At 63.8% G+C, this 12,959-nt stretch carries 10 protein-coding genes; 6 read left to right on the plus strand and 4 right to left on the minus strand.

Annotation, left to right across the window (positions count from 1 at the left end):
* Positions 1 to 4: 4 nt before the first annotated feature.
* From FJ418_RS29145 to FJ418_RS29160, 4 genes are all read left to right on the plus strand, one after another.
* On the plus strand, positions 5 to 1,060 hold the full coding sequence (locus FJ418_RS29145; protein ID WP_140871628.1) for an NAD-dependent epimerase/dehydratase family protein: 1,056 nt from the start codon (positions 5 to 7) through the stop codon (positions 1,058 to 1,060).
* Complete coding sequence (locus FJ418_RS29150) at positions 1,057 to 2,334, plus strand: glycosyltransferase family 2 protein (protein WP_140871630.1); 1,278 nt, start codon at positions 1,057 to 1,059, stop codon at positions 2,332 to 2,334. Before FJ418_RS29145 ends, FJ418_RS29150 begins: the two co-directional genes overlap by 4 nt.
* On the plus strand, positions 2,331 to 5,138 hold the full coding sequence (locus FJ418_RS29155; protein ID WP_140871632.1) for a DUF3131 domain-containing protein: 2,808 nt from the start codon (positions 2,331 to 2,333) through the stop codon (positions 5,136 to 5,138). Before FJ418_RS29150 ends, FJ418_RS29155 begins: the two co-directional genes overlap by 4 nt.
* A gap of 235 nt (positions 5,139 to 5,373) precedes the next feature.
* Entirely contained in the window at positions 5,374 to 6,777 is a 1,404-nt protein-coding gene (locus FJ418_RS29160) for an MATE family efflux transporter (protein WP_140871634.1), read from the plus strand.
* A gap of 41 nt (positions 6,778 to 6,818) precedes the next feature.
* Here FJ418_RS29160 and FJ418_RS29165 read toward each other — a convergent pair whose 3' ends face one another.
* The 4 genes from FJ418_RS29165 to speB all read right to left on the minus strand — a co-directional run bounded on the left by FJ418_RS29165 (position 6,819) and on the right by speB (position 10,054).
* Positions 6,819 to 7,466: an amino acid ABC transporter permease gene (locus tag FJ418_RS29165; protein WP_140859553.1), complete on the minus strand. Its 648-nt coding sequence runs from the start codon at positions 7,464 to 7,466 to the stop codon at positions 6,819 to 6,821.
* On the minus strand, positions 7,463 to 8,119 hold the full coding sequence (locus FJ418_RS29170) for an amino acid ABC transporter permease (RefSeq protein ID WP_140871636.1): 657 nt from the start codon (positions 8,117 to 8,119) through the stop codon (positions 7,463 to 7,465). Before FJ418_RS29170 ends, FJ418_RS29165 begins: the two co-directional genes overlap by 4 nt.
* A 6-nt stretch (positions 8,120 to 8,125) precedes the next feature.
* Entirely contained in the window at positions 8,126 to 8,923 is a 798-nt protein-coding gene (locus tag FJ418_RS29175; RefSeq protein ID WP_140646785.1) for a transporter substrate-binding domain-containing protein, read from the minus strand.
* Positions 8,924 to 8,998: 75 nt separating this feature from the next.
* A complete protein-coding gene (gene speB / locus FJ418_RS29180) occupies positions 8,999 to 10,054 on the minus strand; it encodes an agmatinase (protein WP_140656076.1) in 1,056 nt (351 codons plus the stop codon).
* A gap of 218 nt (positions 10,055 to 10,272) precedes the next feature.
* On the opposite strand from speB, the gene gcvA reads away from it, so the two are divergent.
* Both gcvA and pncB read left to right on the plus strand, forming a co-directional pair.
* Positions 10,273 to 11,256 (plus strand): transcriptional regulator GcvA, encoded by a 984-nt coding sequence (gene gcvA / locus FJ418_RS29185; protein ID WP_140646783.1) that lies wholly within the window; start codon positions 10,273 to 10,275, stop codon positions 11,254 to 11,256.
* Positions 11,257 to 11,539: 283 nt separating this feature from the next.
* The gene (gene pncB / locus FJ418_RS29190) at positions 11,540 to 12,844 is read left to right on the plus strand and encodes a nicotinate phosphoribosyltransferase (RefSeq protein WP_140646782.1); all 1,305 of its coding nucleotides are present in this window, start codon (positions 11,540 to 11,542) and stop codon (positions 12,842 to 12,844) included.
* The last annotated feature ends 115 nt before the right edge of the window (positions 12,845 to 12,959 follow it).

A 12,959-nucleotide genomic window follows, 5' to 3' on the forward strand; every position in this document is an offset into this window, starting at 1 on the left:
CTCGATGAGCATGAACAGCAACGAAGTCAGATGCCTTATCGCCGGAGGCGCGGGGTGTCTGGGGACCAACCTTGCCCGTCGCCTTCTCGATCAGGGCGCGCAGGTCGATGTCGTCGACAATCTCTCCACCGGTCGCCAGGCGAATGTCGACCAGTTGTCGCGCCATCCAAATTTCGGCTTCATCAAGATGGATATCGCCGATCCGGCAATCTGCCGGCGGTTGCAGCGCCGTCGTTACAGCCATGTCTACAACCTGGCCTGTCCAACGGGCGTTCCCAACATCAAGCGGCTGGGCGAGCAGATGCTGATGGCCTCGTCCGCCGGAACGCTGAACCTGTTGAAGATCACGCGCAGGTGCAAGGCGAAATATCTGTTCGCCAGCACCGCCGAGGCTTACGGCGATCCGGACGTCTTCCCGCAGCCTGAGACCTATGTCGGGCGGGTCGATCCGGTCGGGCCGCGCAGCCCCTACGAGGAAGGCAAGCGCTTCGGCGAGGCGCTGACCCGCTTCTGGGGCGGCAAATATGGAATCGAGGTGCGCATCGTGCGTATTTTCAACACCTATGGTCCGGCCATGTCGCCCAAGGATCAGCGTGTCATCCCACAGATGTTGACCCGCCTCATCGCCGGCCAGCCCGTGCCGATCTATGGCGACGGAACGCAGACGCGAACCTTTCTCCATGTGGACGATCTGGTGAACGGACTTCTCACCGTCGTCGAAAAGGGAGTAAGCGGCGAGGTCTACAATGTCGGCGGCGACGAACAGATCACCGTGCGCGACCTCTTCGCAACGGTGAAAAAGGCGACCGGCCTTGCGGGCGAAGCAGCCTTTCGCGAGCATTTCATCGAAGATCACCGCGGCCGCTGGCCGGACACGACCAAGCTTCGGGCCCTCGGCTGGCGGCCGAACATCTCGTTGGAAGCAGGCATCCGCCAGAGCTACCAGGACCTGCTTCGCGCGATGGGCATCAAGCCTGCCCGCTCGGCTCTCGGCCCCGCGCACAGGAGGGACGGCGGCGCGCCGGTCCCGGGCGATCGGTTGCAGCCCGCCGCGCCATGAGCCCGACGGCCGCCCTCAATATGACCTTGATGGTTCTCAGCGCGTCGCTGGGCATAAACATCGCATTCTGGTGCACGGTCGGGCTGCTGCGCTTCATCGCCGAACTCGGCAGCAGCAAGGCCGCCGCGATCCCTCGCGCCATCAGGGTCGCCGATGTCGCGGTCGTCATTCCCGCGCATAATGAAGAGATCGCGCTTCCCAAATGCATTGCCGCCCTCAAGGCGATCATCCCGGCCCGGCAGATCTATGTCGCCAGCGACGGATCGAAAGACGCCACGGTTTCCATCGCCCGGAGCCTGGGCTGCAGGGCTCTTGATATCCGGCCCAACGGTGGCAAGGCCAAGGCCATAGACCGGGCGATCAAGCACTATCGCCTTTGCGAGCGGTTCAAGGCGGTGCTGATCCAGGACGCAGACTCCGAAATCGACCGACACTATTTCGACCACGCCCTTCCGCTGTTCGACGATCCGGGTGTCAGCGTCGTCGCGGGCCATGTCCTGTCGCGCTGGCGCGATCAGCGTCTGCCGACGCTGGATATGCTCTTCGCCGCCTATCGCACACGTCTCTACAGGATCCTGCAGACGGCGTTCCAATATGGCCAGTCCTGGAAATGGGCCAGCGTGAGCTATATCGCGCCCGGCTTTGCAAGCATGTACCGCACCCAGGCCCTGATCCAGATCGACATCACGGCCCCTGGCCTTGTGATCGAAGACTTCAACATGACCTTCGAGGTGCAGCACAAAGGGCTGGGCCGCGTCGCCTATACGCCGAGAGCGCGATGCTCGTCGGAAGATCCGTTCAACCTCTCCGACTACCGCAAGCAGGTGCAACGCTGGTATCTGGGTTTCTGGCAGACGGTGCGCCGGCATGGCGTCTGGCCAAGCCGCTTCTGGCTTTCGCTCGGCGGCTTGCTGGCCGAATTGCTCGTCATATCGGTTTTCGCGCTCGCTCTGCCGCTGGCCGTCCTGGCGTATCTGGCGACGGGCCTTGAAGTGCCCGCATTCTCGATCGGCCAATTGGCGATACGGCCGGTCTCGCCCGTCATTCTCCTCGCTCTGTTCCTCGCCGTCGATTATGCGCTCACACTGGTCGTCGCGGTCATCGAGCGGCGGCCGAGCCTGATGCTCTACGGCATCGCCTTTCCCGCCATCCGGCTTCTCGACGCCGCTCTTTTCCTGCGCGCCCTCGTCAAATCCTTCTCCGCGAACTCCGATGGCCGCTGGGTGAGCCCGGCGCGGTACGCAATTCCAGCCGCCGACAGGAGGCACCCATGAACATAACCCGGCGTTCGGTCCTTCTCGGCGGCATCGGCATCCCGCTCCTGGCCGTTGCCGGACGAGGTGTCGCCACGGCCGCGGCGCGCCTGCCCAATCCGCTGATCGTGACCGTCAGCGGCGTCGGCGCCCGCGCCGACACAGGCAAGCTCGAAGCTGTCGCAAATGCCTTCTCGTCCGCCGGTCTGCCGATCGCCATGACCATCAAGATGGCAGGCGATCCCGGCGACATCCCAGGCTACAGCTCCGGCCTGGCCAAGTGGATCAGGCAGTCCGTGGAACTGGCTCCAAACGCCATCGAATTCGGAATCCATGCCACGAAGATCGCGCCGGCCGATCCTTATCTGCAGGCCCGGCAGGCCGGCGAGATGCAGGCCGCCTTCTCGCTCATGATCAACGCGTTCGACCGTTACAAGTCCAAGGCCGTCATCACCGCGCTGACGCTGACCACCAATCAGCCGCTGCAATCGCCTCAGGACGCCGCCTCGATGAGGTCGGCCGGCATTCGCACCGTCATTCGTCTTGCGGGCGAGCCAGACGACAAGGTTGGCCAGCAGCCTCCGGGTGGAGGCTATTGGATGACCAACACCGGCCTTGTGAACACCGTCGCCTCGGTGCGAACATCCGCCACATCGGGCAATGCGACAGCCGCGCTGACGGCCCCGGCCGCGCTTGCGCGGAATATCACGGCTCTTGCCGCCAACATCGACCCAATCATCGTTGAAATTCCCTTTGACGCGCTCGCCGGCCTGTCCAATGCCGATGCGGCCGACTACGCGGCCGGCGTCGCCATGGCAGTACTTGCGGCGGTTTCATCCGGCGCCGTGCGTGTCCTGACGCCGCAGAGGCTGTATACGCAGAGCCGCGCTGCCGGCAGGCGCTACATCGTGGTCAGGGTGGATGACCTGCGTCTCGACAGCGACACCGATCCGAGCCACATGGCCTTCGTCAAGGGCCTCATCGAAGCCGGCTATTCAGTCACCAACGCCATCATCCCGGCCCCCAAGGCGGGCCTGCTGTCGGCGGACGAAAACAGCAAGGCCTTTCTGCGATCGATGCTGGCGGACCAGCGATACGATATCGCGGGGCATGGCTGGCATCATACGCCTTCCGAGCTGCTCGGAAACTCGCTCGCGAAGGACGTCGACCTCATCAGGGACTGCATGAGCGAAATCTACCGCTCCACCGGCAGGCTGCCGCTGACCTATATTCCTCCGAACGACGATTTCGACGACAACACGCTCGATGCCGTGGCCGGCACAGGGACGCCGATGTTCGCCGCCGAGAAGGGCGACATGCGCTGGTTCAACGGTCTCGACAGGCGTGGAATCCTGCATGTGTCCAATACCGTCAAGTTCGAAGCCGCCTGGACCGGCGACCTTCCCTACTTCTCGCAAGAACAGGTCTTCGATTATCTTGGAGAGGACAATGATGCGGTCTTCTGCATCCACCCGGACACCGCCAAAACGCCCGAAAAGAAGCAGGTGATACTCGACTCCATCACCCGGATGGCAGGCCTGCCGGGGACGACGCTGGTCAATTTCGCGCAATACTACAAAGCCGTCTGCCCAGCCATGCCGAAGGTGGATCGCATCCGGCAAGCCCGTGCCGAGGTATCGGTGAAGGACTGGAGAAAACCCGATCCGTATTGGCTGGAGGAGGAAGCGCTGAGGGCCGATGCCGAACTGGCCTGGACCTATTTCGACTGGGGCGCAAGGCATTACAACGGCATGGCGCCGGCCACGTCCTGGATCGAATCCGGCAAGCAGGCCGGATATCCGTTTGTCACCATGTGGGATATCGGATCGCACATCCTGGCGGCGGTTTCCGCCCAACGCCTGCGCATCATCGACCAGACCGAATTCGAGACGATGATCAATCGGATCCTGGCATTCCTGGGCCAGGGCGATTTCAGCTTCGCCGGGGTGAAGATTCCAAATACCGAGCGGCGGCTGAGTTCAAGGGGCGGCGAGCGCGATGGTTTCGACAGCGCCGATACTGGGCGCCTGCTCGTCGCGCTGAAGATCCTGGACAGCTACACGGCGGGTGCCTTCCCGGTGTTCAAGCTGGTGCAGCATTGGTCATTCGGACCCGTCCTCAAGGATGGCGAGATGCATGTGGTGAGCGACACCGGCAAGATTTCGTCGGGACAGTACAACAGCTATGCCGGCTATGCCGGCCGCGGATACAGCCTCTGGGGCGAGGCGATATCGCCGGTCTTCGGCACCGCGGATCCGAGCAACGACATGGACGCCGCCCTCGCGGCCATGGTGGAAATCCAGCGGCGCGGCCGCATCGCGACCGAGCCTCATGTCACCGAGGAAATCGAGCTGGGCGCATCACCGCATGGGCGGCTGATCGCGGACATCCTCTACGCCGCCCAGATGAAGCGCTTCCAGGACACCGGCATCCTGACCTGCGTTTCAGAGACCGCCATGGCCGGGCCGCCCTATTTCACCTACCAGGGCTACCAGTTGACCCACGATGGCGGCACCTTCCCGGTCGACACGTTGAAGACCTCGGCGCCCGAGAAGGCGGCGAAGCTTTCCGACTCGCTGCGGCTGGTCAACTCCAAGGGCGCCTATCTGTGGCTCGCGGCGCGGCCGGGCGACTACGCGCAAAAGCTCGTAGCCCATGTCAGGGAGCGCGCCAGGATGAAGGGAATAGGTTTTTCCGCCGGAATATCCGAGCGGACCGGCAAGCGGATCGAGGTCACCGATATCAACACCAACGGCGTCATCCTCGAGTCTGTCGCCTATATACTCGGTGGCCGCAAACCCCTGATTTCGCGCGCAGAGGCCTGAACTGCGCCGCTCCTTGCGGCGGTGGAATCGCGCTGCCCGACGTTTCTGTCACCTGGCACGGAAGCGGCAGCCGTCGCGCCGGGTTGCGTCGGCTGGATCAATCGCTAGCCGGGCTCCTCCCTTGCCAACATGTCGCATTTCGTTCACAAGGCGACGCAAATGGCGCCATTTCGCGCCGTTGTTGTGCGGCTTCCGGCCCTTTGGCCGACGCGCCGTGTTCTGAAAGAGCAGAACAATGTCTGCGATCGAAGCCGGCGCTCGCGCGCCGGAAAACCTTTGGCGTCAGGAAATCAGGGCGACGATGACGCTCGCCTGGCCGATGGTGCTGACCAATCTCGGCCAGACCGCCATGACCGCGACCGACGTCATGATGATGGGCCGTCTGGGGTCCGATACGCTCGCCGCCGGCGCGCTCGGCGCCAACCTCTACTTCATGCCGCTGATCTTCGGCCTCGGCCTGATGCTGGCGACCTCGCCGATGATGGCGACCGAACTCGGCCGCCGCCGCCATTCTGTGCGCGACCTGCGCCGCACCGTGCGCCAGGGCCTGTGGCTGGCGATCCTGATCTCGATCCCGATCTGGATTTTTCTCTCGCATGGCGAAGAGGTGCTTTTGGCCATGGGCCAGAAGCCGGAGCTCGCGCATCAGGCCGGCATCTACCTGCACTGGCTGCAATGGGCGGTGCTGCCCTTTTATGGCTATATCGTGCTGCGCTCCTTCATCTCGGCGCTGGAGCGGCCGGGCTGGGCGCTGATCATCGTTTTCGTAGCGGTCGCCTGCAACGCCTTCTTCAACTGGGTGTTCATGTTCGGCAATCTCGGCGTCAAGTCGATGGGCATCGCCGGTTCCGGCCTCGCCACCACTTTGTCCAGCACGCTGATGTTCGTCGGCCTGGCGGCGGTGGTGATGCTGGAGAAGAAGTTCCGCCGCTACCATCTGTTCGGCCGCTTCTGGCGCTCCGACTGGCCGCGTTTCCGCGGCCTGCTGAGACTCGGCATGCCGATCGCCGGCATCCTCGCCTTCGAGGTCACGATCTTCAACGCGGCGGCGCTGCTCATGGGGCTGATCGATGCGGATTCGCTGGCCGCCCACGCGATCGCCATCCAGATCGCCTCGATCTCCTTCATGGTGCCGCTCGGGCTCAACCAGGCGGTCACCGTGCGGGTCGGCCTGGCGCACGGCGCCGGCAACCCGGATGGCGTTTCGCGCGCCGGCTGGACTGCCTTCGTCATCGGCGTCTCGTTCATGGCTCTGATGGGCCTGGTGATGATTCTCTGGCCGCATGCGCTGATCAGCGCCTTCATCGATCTCGCCGATCCGGCCAATGCCAGGGTGATCACGCTTGCCGTGTCGTTCCTTATGTTCGCCGCGCTGTTCCAGATTTTCGACGGCGCCCAGGCGGTCGCGGCCGGCATGCTGCGCGGCTTGCACGACACCAAGGTGCCAATGATCTACGCCGCGATCGGCTATTGGGGCGTCGGCCTGCCGCTCGGCGTGCTGCTCGCCTTCCATTTCGGTCTGAACGGTATCGGCATCTGGATCGGCCTGGCCTCGGGGCTAGCCGTGGTGGCGGCGCTGCTCCTCGCGCGCTGGCTCAGGCGCGACCGCATCGCGCCGGCGTTGTCCTTCGGGCATTGACAGGAAAGGCTGCCGGCACGATCGGCAGCCTTTGCGCCGGCTCAGCGCGCTCCGACGCGTTGCTCCAGCCGGCGCGCATATTGCGTCAGCGGGAAGCACATGACGAAGAAGATCAGCGCCACCAGGCCGTAGACCTTGAACGGTTCGAAAGTAGCGTTGTTGATGGCGTTGGATGTCCTGACAAGTTCCTCGAAGCCGATGATCGAGGTCAGCGCCGTCGACTTGATGAGCTGCACCAGGAAGCCGACGGTCGGCGCGCGGGTGATCGCGAAGGCCTGCGGCAGGATGATCAGCCTGAGCTCCTGCAGATAGTGCAGCCCGAGGCTCGCGCCCGCGTCCCACTGACCGCGCGGCAGCGCGTCGACGCCGCCGCGCCAGATCTCGGCCAGATAGGCGCTGGCGAAGAAGGTCAGCCCGAGCGCCGCCGCCGTCCACGGTTCGATGCGCAGCCCCAGCATCGGCAGGCCGAAGAACATCAGGAAGAGCTGCATCAAAAGCGGCGTGCCCTGGAACAGCGCGATATAGCCCGCGGCTATCCGCTTGCCCCATTTGTTCTTGGCGATGCGGAAGAACAGCACGATCAGCCCGACCAGCGCGCCGCCGATGAAGGCGGCGAGCGACAACAGCACCGTCCAGCGCGCGGCGAGCAGCAGGTTGCGCAGGATGTCCCAGAAGGTGAACTCGATCATGAAACACCTGCTCCAAGCGCCTGGCGCCCCCCGGAAACGAGCAGCCGGCGCAGCCCAATCGACAGGCCGAGATAGACCAACGTCACCACGAAATAGGTCTCGAAGGCGCGGAAGGTGCGGGCCTGCAGCATGTCGGCCTCATAGGTCAGCTCGCGCACCGCGATCTGCGACACCACGGCCGATTCCAGCATCATGATGACGATCTGGCTGGTCAGCGCCGGGTAGATCACCTTCAGCGCCTGTGGCAGCACGATCTTGATGAACACCTGGCGAGGCCTGAGGCCGAGCGCCAGTGCGGCTTCAGCCTGGCCGCGCGGCACGGCGTCGAGCCCGGCGCCGACGATCTCGATCGTATAGGCCGCCATGTTGAGCGTCATCGCCAGCATCGCGGCCAGGATCGGATCGAGCCTGATGCCGAGGCTGGGCAGGCCGAAGAAGATGAAGAACAGCTGCACCAGGAACGGCGTGTTGCGCATCACCTCGACATACCAGCCTATGGCCCGACGCAGCAGCACGGGGCCGTTCCGCCGGCCCGCGGCGCCGAGAATGCTGAGCAGCGTTCCCGCCACCGTGGTCACGACGATCAACAGGATCGTCGTGGCCGCGCCGTGAGCGATATCGCCCACAGCGCCTGGAAGCCAGCCGAAGGCCACGGCAGCTCAATCCTTGAGATTGTCGGGATTGAGCGGCGTCTTCAGCCAGGCCTTCGAACTCTCGTCGAGCTTGCCGTCGGCGAGCATCTTGGCGACCGCGTCGTTGACCGCCTTCTTCAGCCGGTCCTCGTTCTTGTTGAGGCCGATATGCGAAGGCGAAGTGAGCAGCTGGAATTTCTGCTCCGGCTGCAGCGCGTCCTGCTTGGCCAGAACCTGGGCGCCGACATCGTTGCCCACCACCATCAGCTGCGTTTGGCCGGAGATGAAGGCCTGGATAACCGCATTGTAGTTGTCGAAGCGGCGGATGTCGGCGGAAGCCGGTGCCGCTTCCGTCAGCGAGGTGTCCTCCAGCGTGCCGCGATTGACGGCGATCGACTTGTCGGCAAGGTCTTCCTTGCCTTTGACCGTCATTGCCTTCGGGCCGATGACGGCGATGTAGTAGGGCGCATAGGCGGCGGCGAAGTCGATGACCTGCTCGCGTTCCTTGGAGTAGCCGACGCTCATCAGGATATCGACGCGCTTGTCGGTGAGATACGGGATGCGATTCTGGCCGGTGACGCTGACCAGGTTGAGCTTCACCTTCAAGGCATCGGCGATCGCCTGCGCGACGTCGACGTCATAGCCTTTGATGCTCATGTCGGCGCTGGCCGACGAGAAGGGCGGGAAGTCGGAGAAGATGCCGACATTGATGGCGCCGGCCTTGGTGATGTCGTCGACGGCATCGGCCTTCGCTTGCGTGGCCAGGCCGGCGCCGAGGATGACTGCCGCGGTGATGACGGATTTCAGTGCGTTGCGAAGAGTCATTGTTGTTCCCCTGCTGGAAGCTTGTTTGTTGCATCCGGCCGCCGGCTCCAGCGCGGCGGCCGTGTTGGTATGGCATTAGCCCTTCTTGATGGCCGGGCTGAACACCATCAGGCTCAGGATCTCGAACAGGACCTGGGCGCCGACATGGGCGGTGTTGGTGGTCGCGTCATATTGCGGCGCCACCTCGACGACGTCGCCGCCGACGATGTTGAGGCCCTTCAGGCCGCGCAGCAATTCGAGCACCTCGCGCGTCGTCAGCCCGCCGACTTCCGGCGTGCCGGTGCCGGGCGCGAAGGCCGGATCGATGCTGTCGACGTCGAAGGAGATATAGGTCGGGCCATCGCCGACGATCTTGCGCGCCTTCTCGATGATTGCCGGGATGCCGAGCCCGGTCACCTCTTCGGCATGCACGACGGTCATGCCGGATTCGTAGGTGAACTCCCACAGATACTCGGCCGAGCCGCGGATGCCGATCTGGATCGTGCGCGAGGGATCGAGCACGCCGTCCAGCACCGCGTTGCGGAACGGTCCGCCGTGGTGGAACTTGGTCATGTCGAACAGCCCGCTGGTGTCGCAGTGGGCATCGATATGGATCATGCCGACCGGCGCTTTTTTGCCGACCGCCTTCAGGATCGGATGGCTGATCGAGTGGTCGCCGCCGACCGAGAGCGGCAGCACGCCGGCGTCGACGATCTGGTTGGTGCGCTTTTCGATGTCCTCATGGCTGATCTCCAGCCGGTAGCGGCTGCGGAACGGCGTGTCGCCGATGTCGGCGACGCGAAGCTCATGCGTCGGCGCGCATTCCAGCACATGGTTGTAGGGTCCGATGCGCTCGATGGCGCGCAGCGCGCGCGGCCCGAAGCGCGAGCCGGGACGGTTGGTGACGCCGAGGTCCATCGGCACGCCGATCATCGCCACCTGCAAGTCGCCGAAATCCGGATTGTCGGCCGATATTTCGCGGTAGGGCGCGGCGAGGAAGGTCGGGATGCCGGAATAGGGCGCCAGCCTTGTGCCCGACTTGTTGAAGATCTTGTCGGCGACCTTGCGGAATTTCGGGTCGAACATCTCGCCGCCATGGCTCTCGCCATATTTGCGGCGCAACGCTTCGAGCTTGCCGCGATCGTAACCCATGTCCGGTCTCCTCTCTTGCCTGCCCGCAGCACTGCCCGCATGGACGATTTGCCAAGCCAGCCTGTTGTCTGGCTGGATCGTTGCCCGCCGGCTGTGCTGCGGATTCCACGTCTCTTGAAGCTGTTCCGGGCAAAAGTGTCGGGCAGCCGCTTTGAAAAATCAATTGATATTGTTAGGGTCTTGGATGTGAGAAAATCTCACAAAGTAGGAGCCGACCCATGGCCAAGCGCCTGCCGCCCCTGAACCCGCTGCGCGCCTTCGAAGCCGCGGCGCGGCACGCCTCGCTGACCAAGGCCGCGGGTGAGCTGAATGTCACGCACGGCGCCGTCAGCCACCAGATCAAGGCGCTCGAGCAATCGCTTGGCGTGAAACTCTTCGAGCGCACCGGTCAGCGCGTGAAGCTGACGCCGCATGGCGCCGAATTCCTGCCGGCGGTCTCGTCCGCCTTCGACGGCATCGCCGCCGCAACCCAGCGCATGACCAGGCCGGCAAGCGCCGGCGCGCTCTCGGTGTCCTGCGTGCCGGCGCTGCTCTTGCTCTGGATGACGCCGCGGCTCGGTTCTTTCACGGCGCAATATCCGGACATCCAGCTGACGCTGATCCCATCCAACGACGCCCGTGATATTCGCGCCCCGCAGATCGACGTCTGCGTGCATTATGGCGACGGCAGTTGGAGCGATTGCTGGATACGCAAATGGTCGGGGCTGGAACTTTTTCCCGTGGTCAGCCCGACGCTGATCAACAACCGGCCGATCCGCGGCGTCCGCGACCTTGCCGATCACGTCTTCCTGCACGGCGACGACGGCCGCGAATGGCACACCTGGCTGGCCGCCGCCGATGCGCTTGATCTGGAGCGCGGCCGCCGCCATCATCTGGGCGATGCGCGCATGGCGACGGAGGCCGCCGTGCACGGCCATGGCGTGGCGCTCGGCGATTCCGTCACCGCGCGCGCCTTGCTGGCCAGGGGCATGCTCGTCGCGCCTTTTACCTTGTCGGTGCCGGCGGTCGATGATTTCTACGTCGTCTGCCGCAACGAAATGCGCTCGGCGCCGATCGTCCAGCTCTTCATCGACTGGCTGTTCGCCGAGAAGGAGCAGGACGAGGGCCGGGCCGACGCGCCGGTGGCCGGCCGCGTGCCCAGCCGCAGGAAACGCCCCGCCCTGAAGGTGATCGGGGCTAGAGCAATTCCAGGAAAAGTGTGAAGCGGTTAGGCTCGGCGACTTCGCCGTAGCCTCCGTCTGGAAATGCGCTGGCGCGGCGTCTTGATGGTTGGACTTGCATAGCTGCTTTTTGTCGGGCCAGCTTGCAAAGCAGCAAGCGCGTTCGAAAATACAGTGCTAAGAGGCATTCCCGCGGCCAGAGCATGATCCCGAAAAGTGGGAACCGGTTTTCGGAAAAGATCATGCTCAACAAAAAAGTTAGATCAGGATGGCGATTCAACGAAACGTCATCCTGATCTAGCGAGCAACGAAAGCGCATTGAGACATGGCAAAAACCGATATAGCGCGGCGCGTCTACAACCACACCTGGAAGCTCGACCCGATCGTCCGCAGCCTGCTGGACACCGACTTCTACAAGCTCCTGATGCTGCAGATGATCTGGGGCATGTATCCCAAGGTCGACGCCACCTTCTCCCTGATCAACCGCACCACCTCGGTGCGCCTGGCCGACGAGATCGACGAAGGCGAACTGCGCGCCCAGCTCGACCATGCCCGCACCTTGCGTTTTTCCAAGAAGGAGATGATCTGGCTGGGCGGCAACAATTTCTATGGCCGCAAGCAGATCTTCGAGCCGGAATTCCTGGCCTGGCTGGAGAATTTCCGCCTGCCCGACTACGAGCTTTCCAGGCGTGACGGCCAGTACGAGCTCTCCTTCCCCGGCCCCTGGATGTACACCACGCTCTGGGAAATCCCGGCCTTGGCCATCATCAACGAGTTGCGCTCCCGCGCGGCGATGCGCTCCTACGGGCCGTTCGCGCTCGATGTGCTTTACGCCCGCGCCAAGGCCAAGATGTGGGCCAAGACCGAGCGGCTGAAAGCGCTGCCCGGCATCCGCATTTCCGACTTCGGCACAAGACGCCGCCACTCCTTCCTGTGGCAGCGCTGGTGCGTCGAGGCGCTGAAGGAAGGCATCGGCGATGCCTTCACCGGCACCTCCAACGTGCTTCTGGCCATGGACAACGACCTCGAAGCCTTGGGCACCAACGCGCATGAGCTGCCGATGGTCTTCGCGGCGCTGGCCAATTCCGAGGAGGAATTGCGCGAGGCGCCCTACAAGGTGCTGCAGGACTGGCAGCGCTATTATGGCGGCAATCTCCTGATCGTGCTGCCCGACGCCTTCGGCACGGATTCCTTCCTGCGCGACGCGCCGGACTGGGTCGCCGACTGGACCGGCTTCCGCCCCGACAGCGCCCCGCCGATCGAGGGCGGCGAAAAAATCATCGACTGGTGGCGCAAGAAGGGCAAGGATCCCAAGCAGAAGCTGCTCATCTTCTCCGACGGTCTGGAGGTCGAGACCATCGAGGAGACTTACAGGCATTTCCGCGGCAAGGTGCGCATGTCCTTCGGCTGGGGCACCAACCTCACCAACGATTTCGAAGGCTGCGCCCCGACCGAAACCGACAGCCTCGACGCCATATCGCTGGTCTGCAAGGTCACCGAGGCCAATGGCCGGCCGGCGGTGAAGCTCTCCGACAACCCCGCCAAGGCGACGGGGGATGAAAAGGAGATCAAAAGGTATCTGAGGATTTTCGGCGAGAAGGGCCGGGTGGAGCAGTTGGTGAAGGTGTAGAGGCATCGGTGATGTCCATGCCTGGATCACCACCTGACGCCAATAATCCTGAAACGTTGAGTTCCCGCCCACCCCCCTCTGTCCTGCCGGACATCTCCCCCGCAAGGGGGGAGAT

This window comes from Mesorhizobium sp. B2-8-3 (assembly GCF_006440815.1).
Lineage (GTDB): Bacteria > Pseudomonadota > Alphaproteobacteria > Rhizobiales > Rhizobiaceae > Mesorhizobium.